Origin of the sequence: Levilactobacillus suantsaii (assembly GCF_014069315.1) — a bacterium.
Lineage (GTDB): Bacteria > Bacillota > Bacilli > Lactobacillales > Lactobacillaceae > Levilactobacillus > Levilactobacillus suantsaii.
Genome location: NZ_CP059603.1, coordinates 2,004,424 through 2,022,970, shown reverse-complemented (window position 1 = coordinate 2,022,970; position 18,547 = coordinate 2,004,424). Strand labels below are relative to the sequence as shown.

Here is an 18,547-nt window from a genome sequence, read left to right as displayed (position 1 = left end):
GGGTAAGTCCTTTTTGATACTAGTCTTCTGTCGAGTTAGTTTCGTTATTTTGAGGATACTTCATTTCACTCCAACCACCAAAACCGTGGTGTAGTGATTGAATCTGATCGGCACCGGCCAATGGCATCGCCGGTTGAGAGGCCGAAAAGTTGGCGATTAACCCTGGCGTTAAGTGGCTCTTTTTGACTTGATCAACAGATAAAGTGTCCACAACTTGATCTGCATGGCCAGTTAAAATCTTATCGGCAAACAACGGGTCAATCAGGTTCTCCCGACCGACCGCGACCAGGTCACTTAAGGCGAGGGCGGCTTCGGCTTTTTCTTTAGACGTCACACTACCAGCTACGATTTCCTTAGCGCCATTTAAATAGGGCTTGAAGAGCGTCGCAAATGGTTTGTCGGAATCTTTAAACTTGCTCGCCGCTTTTTCGGTATCCATGAGGAGGGCATCCCCCGGCTTAGCCGCGTAGTTCAACATGGAAAGGTGAATATAATCGAGGTCGAACTGCGTGGTGATTTGATTGATGAGTTGTGTTGCTTCGTGCCAAGTGTAGCCGACATTCTCGCCGTGAATCTCTTCTGGAGAAATTCGATACCCAACGATAAAGTCCTTCGGCGCCGACTTCTTCACGACATCCATCACCGACTTGACCACCGCCAACGGAAAGTTCATGCGTTTTTCAACGGAACCGCCCCAGTGGTCTGTTCGCCGGTTAGAGTAAGCGGATACAAATTGCTGCAGGAGATAGTGGTTGGCGCCGTGAATTTCGACGCCATCAAAGCCCGCGTCAATGGCGCGTTGAGCGGCCTTACCAAAATCAGCGATGATTGCTTGAATCTGGTCGTCAGATAAGGAATGGACCTTGTAAGCGAGGAAGGGGAACTTAACGCCGTCTTCAAGGCCACTCGGCGCGTAAACTTGTTTGCCCTGCATCGCCCGGAAGTTAGCTTCCCGACCGGTATGGGCAATCTGCATAATAGCTTTATTGCCGGAATGCTTCATGGTTTGGGCCAATTTCTTTAATTGCGGCATGAACTTATCATCGTAGGCGGCTAATTGTTCGCGACCGCGTTTCCAAGTCATGGCCGGCCCCCCGTTTTCAGTGACGTACATGTACTCGGAAATGATCATCCCGCCAGTTTTGGAACGAGCTTGATAGTAATTCAACGTGTCGTCAGTAACGTAGCCATCTTCACCACTGTTGGTCAACATAGGGGCTTGGACAAAGCGATTGGTCACCGTCGCGCCGTGGCGGAAAGTCAATGAATCAGTTAAATTAGGCATCGTGAGCAACTCCTTTTTGTTTACTATTTCACTTACTATTGTAAAGCAGACAATTTTCAGAAACAAGTAAGCGATTACTTTTAGGAACTTTGGTGTGCCACAAAAAGCCCCCGGTCCAGTTTCCGTAGCCAAGGAACTGGACCGGGGGCTTTTTAGGCGTCAATCAAAAACTTAACTGGCCTGTGCCAGGCGTAATTTTCGGCGGGTATGCCGCTTGATAGCGAGGTAACTAGCGCCAATCAAGCCGCCTAGGATTACCCCCAGGGTATTGGCGACCACGTCGTTGATGTCGCTACTACGGTTGATGAGCCAGTGGTGCGACAAGAGATATTGACCAACTTCGATGCTGCCACTGGCAACAAAGCCAAACAAGGCCACGCCAAGCAATGGCAACTGGGCCCAGAGCCGTTTAACTAACACGCCTAGCGGAAGGGTCAACAAGATGTTTTCAGCAAATCCTAGATTCATGATGTCTAGAGCGGTGAGGTTCACGCGTCCTAGACCCGGTGGCATGATGTAAACGGCCGTCCCCGTAAAGGATAACGGCGTAAAGACGATAGCGGCTAACCCCGTCAAGTAGCTTAGACTCACTAAGGCCAACCAACGATGCGACCGGTTAACGGTTGTGGTCAACACGAACAAGCCACTCAAACCGGCTATGAGTAAAATAATGAGTAACGGTTCCCAGCGCATTGAACCACCTCCAATGTGTATACGTTGAGATCAGCGGGTAACTTAATCTGGGATTAGCATACCGCATCACTGGGGATCCGCCTAGGGGAAAGCCCTGGTCTTTACGGTTTCTTTGGGCCTTTAATAAAAACGCAAGGTGAATTATTTGTATCTATCGATTAATTGGCTACTTGATAATTATTGGGCTAGGTAAGAGCCATAAGGTCCCAGCTCGCTAAGTAACTGAGCAATCAAAGTCATTGTTACCCATGATTTTTTCGGCTAGTCGTATACTAGGCGCGGAGATAGGGGGACATCCAATATGAGACGACATCGACATATCACTGATTGCTTACTGGGGCTATTGGGGTTAGTGATACTGTTAGGGGGATGTGGTCAATTTTCGCAACCGGCGAAACCTGCCACATCGACTAGCATCACCGCTAAAACCGGCGCCCGGTATATCCCAACCTTATTTTTTCATGGCTACGGGAGCCACGCTAGCGCTGAGATGCAGATGATCCATGCGGCAACAGCCGCTGGCGTGACCCGAACAGTCGTGCACGCCACCGTGACTAAGACCGGTCGGGTCATCTGGCAGGGACATTTCAAACGAGGCGATTACCACCCGTTAGTCGCGGTCGAGTTCAAGGATAACCGCAATACGGATTATCAAGTCACGGCTAATTGGGCGCAAAAGGTCATTACCGGTCTGGCCCGGACTTACCATATTCAAAAATTCAACCTGGTGGGGCATTCCATGGGGAATATCACCCTACTGACCTACTTATTAAAACGAAACACTGACCGCCAAATGCCCCGGCCCCAAAAATGGGTCGCCATTGCCGGTAACTTTAATGGTGTTCTCGGAGGTAACGATACTAGCCAGCAACAAACGCGAGACCAATCCAGACGACTTCAGACACCACCTAATGATTACCGGCGGTTAGCGGCTCGGCGCGCCTATTTTCCGCGGCAAGTCGCCGTACTCAATATTTATGGGGAATTAAACGACAAGACCCGTTCAGACGGACGAGTCAGCAACGCCTCGTCACGCTCGTTGCGGTTATTAGTTCAAAAGCGGGCCAAATCATATCAGGTCCGCAAAATCATGGGGGCCAATGCCCAACATAGTCGGTTACACGACAACCAGCAAGTCGACCAATTACTTCTGAAATTTTTATGGCCGTAACAGAATCGTGGAACAACGCAAGCCCCACAATGATTGCGCTTCGTTGACGAAGTCCCGTCACTATAATTTTTTTGATAAATGGGTTGACGGTGGCAAATTCCGGTGTTAGATTAGTTCTAAATTAAAAAGTGATTAAAGACGTTGAAGAGAAGAGTAGTGACATCCCCGATTTTAAAGAGAGCTTGGACCTGGTGAGAGAAGCAATCGGTGATACCACGAAGATGAGCTTGGAGTCATGACCCGGGTCTAACGGCTACGGGTGCGGGTGCGACCGATATCTCGCGGAGTCTCCCCAGCTGGGGGTACTTGTCGAGGTTGCTATCGCGAGGTAGTAACGAAATACGGTGGTAACGCGAAAGCCTTCATCCGTTAGTTTCTAATGATTAAATTAGGAACTGGCGAACGAAGGCTTTTTTATTTTCGACGGAAAGGAAGTTATCAGATGACAGTTGTGGCAACGAACGGCCTGTTAAAGGCCCAACACCAGTGGGTCGACGATTCTCTGCGCAGTGACCCCTTACAAATTTTGATTTTAAACCTGATGCCCACGAAGGCGGAGACGGAACGGCAATTTCTGAAACGCTTCTCAGCCGTCGACGATGACGTCGCGGTGACCTTCATGTACCCGAAGCGCCACCACTTTAAGACTTACTCGCAACGAGCCGTAGCCGAGGCTTATGTGTCCATCGACCAGGTCGTTGATCAGCACTTCGACGGCTTGATCGTTACCGGAGCACCGGTCGAGCAACTCCCGTTTGAACAGGTAGACTACTGGCATGAGTTTTTGGCCATCATCGACTGGGCCCAACGACACGTGACTCAAACGTTGTTTGAATGTTGGGCGGCTCAGGCTGGGCTTTACGCGCAGTTCGATGTGGCCAAACGGTTATTGCCCCACAAGATTACGGGGGTGTACACCGCCACGACAACTGACAACCGCTCCCGCTTGATCAAGGGGCTAAGTGCCAGTGGTTTATTGAAGATGCCCCAATCGCGGCATACCGGCCTGGATTTGCCGGCAACGTTACCGGATGGATTGAACGTCGTGGCCCAAAACGATGAAGTCGGGCCTCTGGTCCTGACATCTGCGACGCAACATGCCGTTTACGTGACCGGTCACCCAGAATACGCGGCCAACACACTGGCTAAAGAATACTTCCGCGACAAACAAAAGCGGCTACCGGTCACCTTACCGCAGCATTACTTTGCCGATTCTGATTTAGACCAGGTCGATTACAGCTGGGCCCACGCCAGTCGGCAATTGTATCAAAATTGGTTAACCACACTAAACTTAACGAAAGCGAGTCTTTAAATTATGACAAAATCTAACCCAGAAAACTACCACTTTGAAACGTTACAAGTCCACGCTGGCCAAACGGTCGATGAGACCGGCGCCCGCGCAGTCCCGATTTACCAAACGACTTCGTACGTCTTTAAGGACGCCAAGCAAGCCGCCGGTCGATTTGCCTTGACCGATGCCGGCAACATCTACACCCGGTTGACCAACCCGACCACGGACGTCGTTGACAAGCGGGTCGCAGCCCTCGAACATGGGACCGGGGGTGTGACCTTAGCTACCGGGGCGGCTGCCATCACCGCCGCTATCCTGAACGTGGCCCAACAGGGTGACGAAATCGTTTCGGCTAAGACCCTCTATGGCGGGACGTATGACCTCTTCAACGTTACGTTGAAGAAATTGGGCATCACCACCCATTTTGTGGACTCTGACAATCCGCAGAACTTTGAAGACCAAATCAATGAACACACTAAGGCCCTATACGTGGAAAGCATCGGTAACCCCGACATCAACTTGGTCGACTTCGAGGCTATCGGCGCCATCTCCCACAAACACCACATTATCTTGATCGTTGATAACACCTTTGGCACACCGTACTTGGTTAAACCGCTTGACCACGGGGCTGATGTGGTCGTCCATTCGGCCACGAAGTTCATCGGTGGTCACGGCACGACCATGGGCGGGGTCATCGTCGAAGGCAGCAAGTTCGACTGGAAGGCCAGTGGCAAGTACCCCGAATTCACGAATCCGGACCCCCAGTACAACGGCTTAGTCTTCGCCGACTTAGGTGGGGGCGCCTTCACCACCAAGGTTCGGGCCGAAACGTTACGTGACACCGGTGCCACCATCAGCCCATTCAACTCCTTCCTGCTGCTACAAGGACTCGAATCGTTGTCTTTACGGGTCGAACGCCACGTCGCTAACACTCGGAAAATCGTGGCCTTCTTAAATGACCACCCTAAGGTTGCTTGGATCAACTACCCCGAATTACCCGACAGTAAATACCACGCTTTAGCGACGAAATACTTCCCGAAAGGCGTCGGGTCCATCTTTACCTTGGGCCTCAAAGGGGGCGAAAAAGCCGGTAAGGACTTGATTGAACATCTTCACTTGTTCTCGCTTCTGGCCAACGTAGCGGATGCCAAGTCCTTGATTATCCATCCGGCCTCAACCACTCACGCCCAACTCAGTGAACAGGAGCTGTTAGCGGCGGGCGTGACTCCCGATTTGATTCGAATTTCTGTCGGGGTCGAAAACGTCGATGATTTGATTGCTGACTTGAAACAAGCCCTGGACCAAATTTAACGTGACCCAAAGGAGGGAAAACGCGATGACCACCATTAAAATCGGCATGCTGGGGTTTGGCACCGTCGGCAGTGGGGTCGTCGAACGGCTGACCCAAGCGGCCGCCAAAATTGAACAGACTCATGGGTTGCACCTCGAATTGACCACGGTGGCGGTGCATCACTTACACGCCCCGCGCCAAGCCAAATTACCGGCAGGTACCCGGTTGACCACGGTATTAACTGATGTTGTGAGTGACCCACAGATTCAGCTGGTCATCGAAGTCATGGGCACGGTAACCACGGCCAAGCAGGCCATTACGACCGCGCTCGAACACGGTAAATCGGTGATCACCGCCAACAAGGACTTAATTGCGACGGCCGGCCAAGACCTCATCGATTTGGCACACCGTAATCGCTGTGATTTGTTTTACGAAGCCAGCGTTGCCGGGGGCATCCCCATCTTAAGGACCTTGACGGATAGCTACGCGACCGACACGATTCAAGCCGTCACGGGAATCTTGAATGGCACGGCCAACTACATCCTTAGTGCCATGACCCAAACGGGGCAGACCTATCCCCGAGCATTAGCGGCGGCGCAGGCGGCCGGATACGCGGAAAGTGACCCAACGAATGACGTCGGCGGGTTAGACACCACGTATAAGCTGATGATTTTGACCCGCTTAGCGTTTGGCCAACAGGTGACTCAAGCCCAAATTGCGCCAAGAGGTATCACAACGTTAACGGCGGACCAGTGCCAAGCCGCAGCCAAGTCGGGGTGGACCATCAAATTGCTTGCCCAGGCCCAACGTCAGGCGCACCACCTTTACTGTCGGGTGGCGCCGGTCGCTTTGGATTCGACCCATGCCTTAAGTCGCATCGATGGGGTCCAAAACGGGGTGGCGATTCAAAGCCAAGCTATTGGCGAAAGCCTCTACGCTGGTCCGGGTGCCGGCAGTACCGCCACGGCCAACAGCGTGTTGAATGACGTCTTAGTGGCCGCCCAACGCTTCCGCGAGGGGACCCGGGGGACCGCTATCACTGGTGTAACTACCGACCCTTTGCCGATCATCAATTTAGCCGCCTTACCGCAGGAGTACCTCTTATTCAGCGACCTCCCTGGCGATATTTTATTTCGCTGGGCAACGGACGGCCAGTTCACCATTCAACCGCTACCTGACGGGGGGTATCGGACCAGTCGCTTAACAGCGGAACAATGTCAAGCACTTCAGGCCAGTGATTCCATTCAACTGGTGCCCATCGCGGGGACTGTGGCCTGGCCAGTCGCCGTTAAAAGCTAAATTTAAACTGCTCCCTTTTAGAAACAAAGCTCGCTTAACCGTGCCAATGATGGTTAAGCGAGCTTTTTCGTGCAAATTTTATTATTGTGGGAAAGTAATCTACTTACTAATGAGTTTGACTTGGCTACGGCCATCGCCTAATTTTTGTATCAAGACCTGTTGGCCAATCGTGCGTTTCATGGATTCGATATGGCTGATGACGCCCACCATCCGGTTTTCACCGATGGTCTCAAGTGCCTGCATGGCCTTTTCCAAAGTCTCATCATCCAAAGACCCAAAGCCTTCGTCGACGAAGAGGGCATCGATTTGAACCCCGTTGGCTGAGGACTGCACGACTTCACTGAGCGATAGCGCGATGGACAGCGCCGCAATGAAGGTCTCCCCACCGGACAGCGTGTCGGCTGAACGGGAATGGCCCGTTTCGTTATCGAAGACGTAAATATCGAGTCCGTGGTCGGTCCGGTGGTCGGCGACTTTGGCAGCGAGTTCAAACGTGTAACGGTTATTAGACAGTAGGTTGATGAAGTGCTCGTTGGCGTAGGTCAAGACCCGTTGGAGGTAGTTCTGAACCACGTAGGTTTCAAGTTTCAACTTCTGATCGTTGCCATCTTTTCCCGTGACGATATTGTATAATCCCGTCAACTCGGCAAATCGTTTGGCGAAGTCACCTTGGTCACGTAAAATCTGCTGGATTTGCTGGTAGCTAGCTTGTGCCGTTTTGGCAGCGGTCGTGGCGTTGGCTTGCTCTCGGATCAGCTCGTCACGTTGCGCTTGTTGGGTGGCCAGGGTAGCTTTTAACGCCGCTAGATCTGGGATCGTTTGGTCGGACAACTCAGACTCCAGGGCCTCAATCGTCGCCGTGAGGTTCTGGGCGTCACGGTGATAACTGGTAATGGTGGTCTGCAGGTGATCCATGGTCCCATCAGCGATGTCTGCTAACCACTGCTGCAACGTAGCGAGGTCCTGGGTGGGGGCCGTCATGGCGTTAAGCGCCGCGGTGAGGCTATCATTTAACGCCGTGACCTGGTGTTGCTTGGCCGTCAATTGTTGATTCAAGTCTTCAAGTTTGGTCGTAGTCGTCGATTGGTCCAGCTGAGCTTGATGGGTTTCAGTCGTCGCCTTTTGGCTAGTTGCCGTGTAGGTCGCGATTGCTTGCGTCAATTGCGTTTTTTCTTGGGCCAATTGTGCGCTGGATCCCGCATCACTTGGTAAGACTTTCTGGGCGGCTTGCAGGTCACTTTGTTTCCCTTTCAAGGTTGCCTGCTGTTGCGCTAAGGTGACTTGCGCTGCATTTAAGTCGTCACGCTTGGTGGTCAGTTGCGTTTCCAAGGCTTGGACGGTTTGGGCAGCTTTTTCGGCTTGTTTCAACTCGGTCGTGGCCGTTTGCAATTGCTGGTCAAACGCCGCTTTAATCGTCTTCAGCTCAGCTGTTTGGGGTAAGCTGATTAAGCTCGTGTTCTGACGTAATTGTTGGTACTGTGTGGTTAGTTGGGTGGTCGCCGTTGTTTGGTCCTGTTGCGCAGTAGCCAGTTCTGTCTGTAATTTTTGAATCTGCTCTTGACCGTTGGCAACACTCTTTTGCGCCGCCGCCAGGGTGTTTTGCGATGCATCGACCGCTGTCATGGCCGCTTTCAACTCGGTCTCACTGGCCGCTACGTGGGGCTGCATATGCGAATGGTCCAAAGAGCCACAGACCACGCAAGGTTCACCGTTGACCAATTCCTGTTGAAGTTGGGCAATCATCAGGTCTTGTCGCCGACCCTTTTGGGTTTGAAAGTCAGTTTGTGCGGCCGTCAATTGATTTTGACGGTCTTGCTGAGCCGTTTGAGCTTGGTCATAATCCGCCTGAAGCCGTTTGACCGTGGCGCGAGTCGTTTGTTGCTGGTTAAACAGGGGGGTCAGGGTATCCACGGCTTGGGAGCGTTGCTGCGTGAGGTGATCTTTAGTTGTCCGTAACTCATCTACTGGCGCTAAAGCAGCTCGTTGTTGGGTAATGGTCGCGGCTAAAGTATCAATTTGGGCCTTCTGGTCAGTATATTGTTTTTGGGCTTGGGTTACCGTTGGTTGGAGCTGAGCTACCTGCGTCGTCAGATCTTCGACTTTTTGGGCCTGGGGGATGAGGGTGATCAATTGGTCGACCCGGTGCTGTTGCTGGTCAAAATCGGCGGCTTGATCCGTCAACTTTTTTTGCGTTTGTTGGGCTTGTTCGACCCGGTCGTTGGCCTGGACGGCAGCTGTTTGGGCGGCCGTTTGGGCCTGTTTAAGGTGTTGTTGGTCGGCTTGGGCCTGCTGATAATCCCTAACCGTATCGCTGAGCGTAGCGGCCCAGCGTAACTTGGACAATTGCGCTTCTTGGGCAGCAATTTGTGGCTTTTGTGCCGTGATTTTTTGCTGATAGTCCGCCTTAGTCGTTGCGAGACGTTTGAATTTCTGGTCGATATCGCGACCTTGTTGGTAAGCCGCGGTGGCGTGGTCGAGCGCTTGTTGATTGGTTTGCGCGTTAGCCGTTACCTTGGTTAACGTTTGTTGCCGTTGCGTAACGAAAGCTTTCAGCAGGGCAGGTTGTTCCGGCGCCGCGGCTTGCTGTAGCTGGTCTTGTTCGGTGGGCGTCCACGTTGCCGCTGTGAGTTGAGCCGTTAATTGGTTGGTGAACTGTTGACCGGTCTGGCTGGCCGCGTCATACCGTTCCTTCAGTTTGGCGGTAAAGTCCGTGTACAACTGGGTCCCAAAGATTTTCTTTAAGATGCGCTCTTTGTCCGTTGTCTTGGCCTTCAAAAATTCCGAGAAGTCGTTTTGCGGCAACAGGATAATCTTTTTAAATTGATCGGCATTCAAATTTAAAATTGACATGATTTCCGGGCCCACGTCGGCGGGTTTAGCCGCGATGCTGGCCGTTTCCGTCCCGCCAACGGTGGTCATGGTCGCCAACGTGGCGGTCGCGTTCTTTTTGGTCGTACCGTTCCCCCTTTTCTTGGCTAACGATTGCTCCGGAGACCGAGTGATTTTATAGAGTTGGTTTCCTTGCTCGAAATAAAAGGTGATGGTCGTGGCCTGATCAGCAGGGGCAAATTGACTGCGCAGTTCCTTAGCCCCGCGGCCGTCCGCACCGTCATTAGTGGTGCTGCCAAATAGCGCGTAGGTCATGGCATCAAAGATGGTCGATTTGCCGGCCCCGGTATCGCCACCAATTAGAAAGATGGGGGCCTCTTCGAGCTGGCGAAAGTCAATGGCCGCTTCTTGGTAGGGGCCAAAGTAAGTCATTTTTAAGTAAACGGGTTTCATAGATTATTCCTCCTGACTCAAGTCGATGAAGATATTGTCGACTAATCGCTGCTGTGGCTGGGATAGGTCGTGACCGGTGACCGCGTGAAAGAACTGACCGACTAAATCGTCGGGACTGAGGGTGCCGGGCGTGGCCGTTTCTGGGTGGTCAATCGGCTTAGCTTGGGTGTCGGCGTAGTCGAGTTCCACAACGGTCCCATATATTTTTTGCAACTCGGCTCTGACGTTTAGGTGTTGGCTACGGTCAAAGTCTTCAATCGTGATAGCAAACCAAGCTTGGTTGCAGGGCTGTTGATGGTAATACTCGGGATCCGTTAACGTTTTCCAAGGGGCCTTTAACGCAATTAAGTCCGTGTGGGGCGTGATGGGCTTGAAGGTGTGGGTGATGTGGTCGGCGGTGATGTCAACGATTTCCACACCTTTTCCGTGAAATTTGGGATTGGCTTCCTTCACGTTGAATTTGACTGGACTCCCGGCGTAACGGATTTTATCTTTCATCGGAGAAGCTAACCGGGTGTGGATGTGGCCCAGCATGACGTAATCAAAGGCTTCGAACAGACTAGCAGGAAGACTGGCCAAGCCACCGACCTTGGACGTGGTTTCGCTGGTCAGGTCCAACTCATCATCGGCACTGGCGGTTACAGCAAAGTGGGTAACTAGCAGATGGCGTTTCTGCGGGTCAAATAATTTGACCAAATCGGCGATAACCAATTGCATAGCATCGTTAATCGTGTGGATGGCCTTAGTTTGGTCTTCGGACATGCCTTGGTGACTGTAATAGACTCGAGCATCCATGGGATCAAAGAACGGCAGTAAGAAGATTTGCGTGCTCGCCGTTTCGATGGGCGTAAAGGCTTCTTCTAATAATGTGTTCAAATGAAACCCGGTATTGGCTAACCATTCACGGCCGTAGTTCAGGCGTTTAGCCCCGTCATGATTTCCCGAAATGGCGTAAATCGGAAGTTGATGCTCAATATTAATCGCGCGAAACATGTGGTCCAACGCGGTCACGGCGTCGGTATTGGGAACGGCGCGATCGTACAGGTCGCCGGCGACCACGATACCATCCACGTGCTCATCCAGGGCAATTTGTAAGATTTGTTGAAAGGCTTGTTCTTGTTCAGCCAATAGTGAGTAACCGTTGAGCGTCCGCCCGATATGCCAATCGGCCGTATGTAATAATTTCATGGGAAGTCCTCCTTGTTAGTCTGGTTAAGGTCTATTATGCCACATCTCACGTTCTTCGAACAAATGTTCGTTATCGAAATCCTGAAAATAACAATTAATGTCTTAATTATTAGAAAATTCGCCCGGGAACAGCGTAGAGTGGAAAGAATCACAAAAGTAAACCTGATTTGAGAATAGCAAATTGTAAAGTTCCAATGGTTTATTTTTACGTTCCCAGTATGGCTTACTCTGACTTTCAGCATAATCCTCTAGGATGACACCTGCTGACGTTTAACCACTAAAGTTTTAACTTTTTAATTCATCATAAGTTTTAATTGTCGGTCTCAAACCAGTTCTAGTGGACGATTTCCACCTCACATCATTAGCGGGCAACTTCCTTTAAAGGGTCAATCAGTTGCCGCCAGGACGATGACAAGGTATGATGGTCATAGAGATTGGCACCGCTTCATCAGCTTCAAAGTACCAGCAGTGTCAGTCAAATGGACGTTTTACTAGTCTGTTAAGATGAGAAAACGTAACTACTAAAAAAGTGAGGTCATCACATGCAAACTGCACAGTTAAGCAATGGCGTCACCATCCCCGTTTTAGGGTTTGGGACGTATCAGATTGACAACCAAGATGTTCCGGAATCTCTGCAAACGGCATTAGATGCCGGGTACCGGCACTTTGATTGTGCCCACATCTACGGCAACGAAGCCGAAGTCGGGGCAGCCCTCAAAAAAGCTGACGTCGACCGCAAAGATTTATTTATCACGTCCAAGGTCTGGAATGCCGATCAAGGCTACGACAAGACGCTGGCCGCTTTTGACCAGACATTAAAGGACTTACAACTCGATTACTTGGACCTCTACCTGATTCACTGGCCCAATGAAAAGGACTTTGACTTAACGTTAGAGACTTGGCACGCCTTAGAAACCCTTTACGATCAAAAGAAGGTCCGGGCGATTGGCGTTTCGAACTTTTCCAAGGACCAGCTCCAACAACTCTTTGACGTCGCTAAGGTTAAGCCGATGGTCAACCAAATCGAACGACACCCTTACAAGGTTCAAGCCGACTTGGGCCAATTTGACCAGGATAACGACATCGTTAACGAAGGCTACTCCCCAATCGGTCATGGGCACATGATTCTGGAAGACGAGACCATCACGAAGATTGCTAAAGCCCACGAGAAAACACCGGCGCAAGTCGTCTTACGTTGGCAAGTCGACACCGGCTTCGTGGTCTTCCCGAAGTCTTCGAAGGCCGCTCGGGTCCGGGAAAACTTCGACATCTTTGATTTTGAACTAACCGCTGATGAAATCAAAGCCATCAACGCCTTAGACCAGGATAAGCACCTGAATTACGATTAATAAATTTGATTTAAAATGAAGCCCAAAATAACGCCCCCGACCTTAATTTGTCGGGGGCGTTTTATCTTGTCAAAAGGTATACCAGTTAGTGGCGGAAGTGCCAGTGACCGGTAAAGACTAAGGCGACGCCGTGTTTGTCGGCCATGGCGATGGAGTCTTTATCACGAATACTCCCACCAGGTTCGGCAATCACGTGAATTCCGTGTTCCGCAGCGTATTCGACGCAGTCATCCATGGGGAAAAAGGCGTCGGAGACCAAGACGCTATGGTCATAACCTGCTTTACCCTCGGCCTTAGTGACGGCAATCTTTAACGCGTCAATCCGATTCATCTGCCCGGGACCGACGCCGAGCGTTTGACTGGTGGTGTTGACCAGAATGGCGTTACTCTTAACGAATTTAATGGCCTTCAAGCCAAACTGAATCGCGGCGAGTTGTTCGGCTGTGGGTTGGGCCTGACTAGGGACGGTGAAGTTAGCCAGGTCATCAATCACGTGATCGCGTTCCTGCTGTAACAGACCGCCACGCACGCTCACGTATTCTGGGGCTTCCGGGTCCTTGGCGTGGGTGAAGTCGACCGTTAACAGACGTAGATTTTTCTTTTTGGCCAGAACAGCGTAGGCATCATCGTCAAAACCGGGGGCAATAATGATTTTTAAGAAAAGCTGGTGCATCTTTTGCGCCGTCGCCAAATCAACGGGCCGGTTCAACACGATGATGCCGCCAAAGATGGACATCGTGTCTCCGGCGTAGCATTTATCCCAAGCCGTTTCAAGGTCATCCGCCGAGCCCACACCACAGGGATTCATGTGCTTCAAGGCGATCACGGTTGGCCGGTCGAATTCGCGAATCAACCCCAGCGCCGCATCGGCGTCCTTTAAGTTGTTAAAGGAGAGCGGTTTCCCGTGGAGCTGCTTGGCTGCCGGAATGGAGAAGGGTACTGGGGAGGGGTCGCGAAAAAGCGTGGCGGCTTGTTGCGGGTTCTCCCCGTAGCGCAAGGACTGTTCTTTCTGGTAGGTCAAAGTTAGTTGGTCCGTCGCGGTATCATCATCAGTTAAGTAGGTCGCAATCAGCGCATCGTATTGGGCCGTGTGTTGGAAGACCTTGGCAGCTAGCCGTTTCCGAAACGCGATGTCATCGTTATGGGTTTGTAACGCTTGACCGACCGGCTGATAATCGTCGGGGTCACAGACCACCAAGACGTCCGGGTAGTTCTTGGCCGCAGCCCGAATTAGTGACGGTCCGCCGATATCGATTTGTTCCACAGCTTCGGCGAGAGTGACGTCCGGGTCCTGAATGGTCTGGGCGAAGGGATATAGATTGACACAAACCAGGTCGATAGGGGTAATGTTGTGGTCTTTTAAGGTTTGTTGGTGCTCAACGTTGTCACGTTTCGCTAAAATTCCGCCGAAGACTAACGGATTCAGCGTTTTAACGCGGCCATCCAGCATTTCGGGAAAGTGCGTCACGGCTTCAATGGGTGTGACCGGGACGTTGGCGGCAGCTAAGACGGCCTGGGTGCCACCGGTGGAAACTAATTCAAAGTCTTGAGCCAGCAAGGTTCGGGCAAAATCGACTAATCCAGTTTTATCAGAAACGCTAAGTAACGCACGACGCATGAGAAATTCCTCCTATTATATAAGTAGTGATTAAGCACGGGGAAACAGCGGCAGGGGAGCCAAAAACTGAATATCGGTGCGAAAAGCGGCGGCGCCCTCGGCCAAGACCGCGACCTGACCGACAACTTGGGCGTTGACTTTAGCCATCAATGCTTGCGCAGCTTCCAAGGAGCCCCCGCTACTAATGACATCATCAACGATCACGACCCGGTGACCGGCTAAGCGCTGGGCATCGTCGCCATCCAGGACCAGCCGTTGGGGAGCACTGGTCGTAATTGCGCTGACGGGGACGGACAATGGAGAGCGCATGTAGTCTTTTTGTGACTTCCGCAGGACCACAAATTGTGAATGATTGGTCACCCGGCTCAATTCCTGGGCCAGGGGGATGCCCTTGCTTTCCATGGTCACTAAGTAGTCGAAGTCGGCGGGTAATTTGGTAGCTAACGCTTGCGCCGCATAATCGGTCAATTCGGCATCCCCCAATAAGACGAACGACGCGATGGCCAGTTCATCACTAATGGGAATAATCGGCAATTGTCGGGTCAACTTCCCGACGGTTAACGCATAAGTCTGTGGCATGTATTAGACCCCCAATCCAAGTAGTGGCAAGACGAATTTTAAAATGGCGCCGGTCAGGAGGCCGGTAAATGGATCAACAATGGCGGTAATCACCAGGGTAATGGCTGCGGCTGTGGTTCCCGTGCCGTGTAGCGCAATCGCCGCGTTTTCCGGGAAGATGACCACGACACCTAAAATCAATAGAAACCCGGCAATCGACGCGCTCGGAACGAATTTCCCTAACTTGGCCAACCACCCAAAGGCTAAAATGACGGCCATGATGAGCATCATCATGATACCCGCCACGACGGGTTCGGGGGCACTGGCGGTCGCCGAGATGATGGCTTCGACGGGCGCGCCACCTAACAGGCTGGTTCCCATGTCGGCAATGGCTTGTGTCCCGGTCAATAGGTTCAAGTTAACGGGGTTGGGCTTGATGCCGGTCATTTGTCCGGTGATCAACCCGTAAGAGATGTTGGCCCCAATGTTTAGGCAGGCCAGACTCAAGGCGCCGCGAACGACCCGAACGTTCACGGTTGGCTTGGTAAAAATGAAGCGGCGTGCCGTGACGTGTTCCGGTAGGTCGGCGTGGTAGTGTTGAATACCGACGGCGGCGAGGCTCGACCCCACAACCGAAATGGTGATGGTCCACACCAGATCCTTAGTGATGAGATAGATGATGACGGCTAGGGCAATGGAGATCCAGCCGGTGAGCTGTTGGTCTTTGGCTAACGAGAGGGCAATCTTAGCCAGCATGATGCCAACCCCCGCCATCATCCCTGCCATGATGCCGTTACCCAGGACGTCAACGATCTTCGTCAGGGTTCCGGTCAGGCCAATCACCAACATGATGACGGATCCGCCGAAGATGATCGACGTCCGTTCCGGCAAACTTCGGCCCAGTTTTCCGGTCAGAGCGAGCGACTCGGCTTGAAACGAGAGGGGCGCTACCGCCCCAAAGGCCCCGTTGACGGCCGAGGCAAAAATAAACGAAAACATCGTGGGAAAAATCGCAAATCCAAGGGACATGGCCATGATGCCTTGAGGAATCCCATTAAGCACGACCCCAATGGCGGACAGTAAGTCAGTTAACCAGTGCATATTCGCTTCCTCCTAATTTAAAGTTCGTCTTTAGTGAACATTATATTGTAAATAAATGGTAATTACTACATAAAATTATAAAAAAGCGAACTTTTTTGCAATTATAAATATAATTATAAGCAAAGTAGTCAATTTTGTATTAAGCTACCTGCTTGCAGATTTATAATCCATTTAATTTTATTTGTAAATAATGCGAAAATGTTGGGTATCAATGTTGTAGACCCCTGACATTGCCCTGTTTGGGCAGGGGGCTTCTGCTAGATTTAACCTAAATTTGATAGGGGAATCAATACAAATGAAACAAAGGACCCACAATTCGCGTTCGAATTGCGGGTCCTTTGTTGTTGGAGCGGCACTAACTGCTTAGATCAATTCAATTGTTACGATACCAAAGATGATGGTCAGGATGCCCGAGACTTGTATTTTGTTGACTTTGTTGACTTCAGCACCTAACAGCCCCCAGTGGTCGATCACCAAACTAATTACGATTTGTCCCATCAGACCGAGGATAGTGGCCAAACCGATTCCAATTTGCGGGACCAGCAGGGCGGTGATCAAAATATTGATTCCGCCGATAACACCGCCCAAGAAATTCCAGGCGGGCGCCGGGGCAGCAACCAGGTAGCCCAGCTTTTTGAAATTACCTTGAACCAGGTTGATCACAAGCAAGATGAGCGTAGCAATCAGAAAAGTTAAGAATGCTGAATGGATCGGTGACTTTAACACGGTCCCCACGTGGCCGTTGATCGTTGATTCGGTGGCAAACGCGAAGCCGTCTAAGAGGGCGGTGATTTGCCAGATAAATTTCGAAGATTTGGTAGTGGAGCGTGGACGCGGCGTTTGCTTCGCCAAGATTCCCGGGAGCGCCAGCGTGATCATGATCCCAGCGATGATCAACACGATACCGGCTAGTTTGGCTAGTGTTAGCGGACTCGGTTGGGTATCCAACCAGCCGAAGTTATCGATGACCATGCTCATCAGGATTTGACCGACCATCGGGATGACGACCGTTTGGACACTGCCCAGAATGGGGAACAGAAAGATGTTCAGCGTTAAACAGAGCATGCCAATGATTCCGCCCAAATAGCCCCACCAGGGCAGCGCGCTCAGGGTGTCGTTGATGAGCGGCAGGTCTGCCTCCGTAACGAGGCTCAGAATGAACAAAAAGAGTGCCCCAATGATAAATGAGATTAAAGATGATAAGAACGGTGTTTTAACCCGATTGCCCAATTGCGAATTGATCGATGTTTGAAGGGGAATAAACCCACCCGTTGTGATTCCTAAAATGATAAAAAGTAACATGTAAGTCAACCATAAAATGATAAATATTAGCATAGCGGAAAAAACTGGTATCAGGAATTGCTTAACGAGTTAGTCTCGTATTAACTAATGGTTAATGTAAAAACCGCGATAATCATTATTAACGCGGTTGTGCTAAACTTGACGTTTAATTAAAAGGAAATTAGTATTGCGGTAACAACGCGTAATTCAGAGATGGAGGGGTTATTTATGTACGATGCCAAGTTAGCGACCTTTATCCAAGTGGTGCGTGCCGGTAGTTTCTCCAAGGCCGCAACGCAACTATTTATTTCGGCTGTTTCGATCATGAAACAAATGAATAGCCTTGAAGAGATGGTTGGTGTTAAGTTGTTGAACCGAAGCACACAGGGTGTGAGCTTAACCAAAGCCGGTAATTTCTTTTATGAATCAGTGAATAAATATATGACTGAAGCCGATCGGATTGTGGCCCGGACCCGCGACATTGCCCAGCGGGGACCTAAAACCATTAAAATTGGAACTTCGCTGCTGCGTTCGGCGCAACCGTTGATCAAAGTTTGGTCGGGGATGGCTGATTACACTGATTACCAAATTGATCTGGTTTCATTTGAAGATGATCCGCTTAGTATGCAGCGGATGTTTATAAATCTGGGAACTAAAATCGATTTTTTTGTTGGGCCGATGAATTCTGAACAAATCGAACATGGCCCATACCAGACCTATGAACTGTCAGAAACAAAATTATACTGGGGCGTGCCAATCAGTAACGGTTTGGCGACTAAGCAGCGGTTGACTTTTGATGACCTGCAGTCTGAAAAGGTCATCTTGGTCAAACGCGGCCTGTCACCACGGCTGGACACGCTGCGTGACCGGCTGGAAGCGTACCATATTACCGTGATCGATAGTGATGATTTTTATGATATTAATACGTTTAATATTTGCAGCCAGAATAATTACATTATGGAAACTCTGGGAATTTGGCAGGATGCTTACGCCCCAATCAAAGCAGTCGCGATGGATGCAACATATCAAATGCCTTACGGGATCGTTTATTCACAACGCGCCACTGCTGCGGTACAACAGTTTATTGAACTGATTGGGGCGGAATATCGGCGGCAACGGCCGGCATTAACGTCAGGTTAA

Annotated in this window: 14 protein-coding genes; 6 read left to right on the top strand and 8 right to left on the bottom strand. The window is 50.9% G+C overall.

The features are described from left to right. Window positions 1-19 precede the first annotated feature (19 nt). Window positions 20-1,285 (bottom strand): oxidoreductase, encoded by a 1,266-nt coding sequence (locus H3M12_RS09355; protein WP_129032484.1) that lies wholly within the window; start codon window positions 1,283-1,285, stop codon window positions 20-22. A gap of 171 nt (window positions 1,286-1,456) precedes the next feature. After that, the gene (locus tag H3M12_RS09350) at window positions 1,457-1,978 is read right to left on the bottom strand and encodes a VanZ family protein (protein WP_129032483.1); all 522 of its coding nucleotides are present in this window, start codon (window positions 1,976-1,978) and stop codon (window positions 1,457-1,459) included. A 301-nt stretch (window positions 1,979-2,279) separates the two neighbouring features. Between H3M12_RS09350 and H3M12_RS09345 the strand changes: the two genes are divergently transcribed. From H3M12_RS09345 to H3M12_RS09330, 4 genes are all read left to right on the top strand, one after another. Then, window positions 2,280-3,149 (top strand): alpha/beta hydrolase, encoded by an 870-nt coding sequence (locus H3M12_RS09345; protein ID WP_129032482.1) that lies wholly within the window; start codon window positions 2,280-2,282, stop codon window positions 3,147-3,149. Window positions 3,150-3,591: 442 nt separating this feature from the next. Continuing rightward, complete coding sequence (locus H3M12_RS09340; protein ID WP_129032481.1) at window positions 3,592-4,461, top strand: homoserine O-acetyltransferase/O-succinyltransferase family protein; 870 nt, start codon at window positions 3,592-3,594, stop codon at window positions 4,459-4,461. A gap of 3 nt (window positions 4,462-4,464) precedes the next feature. Further along, entirely contained in the window at window positions 4,465-5,751 is a 1,287-nt protein-coding gene (locus H3M12_RS09335) for an O-acetylhomoserine aminocarboxypropyltransferase/cysteine synthase family protein (RefSeq protein ID WP_182150662.1), read from the top strand. A gap of 25 nt (window positions 5,752-5,776) precedes the next feature. Beyond that, window positions 5,777-7,030 (top strand): homoserine dehydrogenase, encoded by a 1,254-nt coding sequence (locus H3M12_RS09330; protein WP_182150661.1) that lies wholly within the window; start codon window positions 5,777-5,779, stop codon window positions 7,028-7,030. 99 nt (window positions 7,031-7,129) lie between these two features. Here the strand turns inward: H3M12_RS09330 and H3M12_RS09325 are convergent, their stop codons facing one another. Both H3M12_RS09325 and H3M12_RS09320 read right to left on the bottom strand, forming a co-directional pair. After that, the gene (locus H3M12_RS09325; RefSeq protein WP_129032478.1) at window positions 7,130-10,312 is read right to left on the bottom strand and encodes an SbcC/MukB-like Walker B domain-containing protein; all 3,183 of its coding nucleotides are present in this window, start codon (window positions 10,310-10,312) and stop codon (window positions 7,130-7,132) included. 3 nt (window positions 10,313-10,315) lie between these two features. Next, window positions 10,316-11,500 carry a metallophosphoesterase family protein gene (locus H3M12_RS09320; protein ID WP_129032477.1) on the bottom strand — a complete coding sequence of 395 codons (1,185 nt, stop codon included), beginning with the start codon at window positions 11,498-11,500 and terminating at the stop codon, window positions 10,316-10,318. A gap of 542 nt (window positions 11,501-12,042) precedes the next feature. On the opposite strand from H3M12_RS09320, the gene H3M12_RS09315 reads away from it, so the two are divergent. Beyond that, window positions 12,043-12,849 carry an aldo/keto reductase gene (locus H3M12_RS09315; protein ID WP_129032476.1) on the top strand — a complete coding sequence of 269 codons (807 nt, stop codon included), beginning with the start codon at window positions 12,043-12,045 and terminating at the stop codon, window positions 12,847-12,849. An 85-nt stretch (window positions 12,850-12,934) separates the two neighbouring features. On the opposite strand, the gene purH is transcribed toward H3M12_RS09315, so the two are convergent. The 4 genes from purH to H3M12_RS09295 form a co-directional block, all read right to left on the bottom strand. Beyond that, on the bottom strand, window positions 12,935-14,467 hold the full coding sequence (purH, locus tag H3M12_RS09310; protein ID WP_182150660.1) for a bifunctional phosphoribosylaminoimidazolecarboxamide formyltransferase/IMP cyclohydrolase: 1,533 nt from the start codon (window positions 14,465-14,467) through the stop codon (window positions 12,935-12,937). Window positions 14,468-14,497: 30 nt separating this feature from the next. After that, a complete protein-coding gene (locus H3M12_RS09305; RefSeq protein ID WP_129032474.1) occupies window positions 14,498-15,046 on the bottom strand; it encodes a phosphoribosyltransferase family protein in 549 nt (182 codons plus the stop codon). Between the two features lie 3 nt (window positions 15,047-15,049). Beyond that, window positions 15,050-16,126 (bottom strand): NCS2 family permease, encoded by a 1,077-nt coding sequence (locus H3M12_RS09300; RefSeq protein WP_182150659.1) that lies wholly within the window; start codon window positions 16,124-16,126, stop codon window positions 15,050-15,052. A 363-nt stretch (window positions 16,127-16,489) separates the two neighbouring features. Beyond that, a complete protein-coding gene (locus H3M12_RS09295) occupies window positions 16,490-17,428 on the bottom strand; it encodes a DMT family transporter (protein ID WP_182150658.1) in 939 nt (312 codons plus the stop codon). 207 nt (window positions 17,429-17,635) lie between these two features. On the opposite strand from H3M12_RS09295, the gene H3M12_RS09290 reads away from it, so the two are divergent. Continuing rightward, entirely contained in the window at window positions 17,636-18,547 is a 912-nt protein-coding gene (locus H3M12_RS09290) for a LysR family transcriptional regulator (protein ID WP_182150657.1), read from the top strand.

Bases quoted from the DNA above. Each gene is read 5' to 3' on its own strand.
- H3M12_RS09355 (WP_129032484.1), bottom strand. From the start codon at position 1,285: ATGCCTAATTTAACTGATTCATTGACTTTCCGCCACGGCGCGACGGTG.
- H3M12_RS09350 (WP_129032483.1), bottom strand. From the start codon at position 1,978: ATGCGCTGGGAACCGTTACTCATTATTTTACTCATAGCCGGTTTGAGT.
- H3M12_RS09345 (WP_129032482.1), top strand. From the start codon at position 2,280: ATGAGACGACATCGACATATCACTGATTGCTTACTGGGGCTATTGGGG.
- H3M12_RS09340 (WP_129032481.1), top strand. From the start codon at position 3,592: ATGACAGTTGTGGCAACGAACGGCCTGTTAAAGGCCCAACACCAGTGG.
- H3M12_RS09335 (WP_182150662.1), top strand. From the start codon at position 4,465: ATGACAAAATCTAACCCAGAAAACTACCACTTTGAAACGTTACAAGTC.
- H3M12_RS09330 (WP_182150661.1), top strand. From the start codon at position 5,777: ATGACCACCATTAAAATCGGCATGCTGGGGTTTGGCACCGTCGGCAGT.
- H3M12_RS09325 (WP_129032478.1), bottom strand. From the start codon at position 10,312: ATGAAACCCGTTTACTTAAAAATGACTTACTTTGGCCCCTACCAAGAA.
- H3M12_RS09320 (WP_129032477.1), bottom strand. From the start codon at position 11,500: ATGAAATTATTACATACGGCCGATTGGCATATCGGGCGGACGCTCAAC.
- H3M12_RS09315 (WP_129032476.1), top strand. From the start codon at position 12,043: ATGCAAACTGCACAGTTAAGCAATGGCGTCACCATCCCCGTTTTAGGG.
- purH (WP_182150660.1), bottom strand. From the start codon at position 14,467: ATGCGTCGTGCGTTACTTAGCGTTTCTGATAAAACTGGATTAGTCGAT.
- H3M12_RS09305 (WP_129032474.1), bottom strand. From the start codon at position 15,046: ATGCCACAGACTTATGCGTTAACCGTCGGGAAGTTGACCCGACAATTG.
- H3M12_RS09300 (WP_182150659.1), bottom strand. From the start codon at position 16,126: ATGCACTGGTTAACTGACTTACTGTCCGCCATTGGGGTCGTGCTTAAT.
- H3M12_RS09295 (WP_182150658.1), bottom strand. From the start codon at position 17,428: ATGTTACTTTTTATCATTTTAGGAATCACAACGGGTGGGTTTATTCCC.
- H3M12_RS09290 (WP_182150657.1), top strand. From the start codon at position 17,636: ATGTACGATGCCAAGTTAGCGACCTTTATCCAAGTGGTGCGTGCCGGT.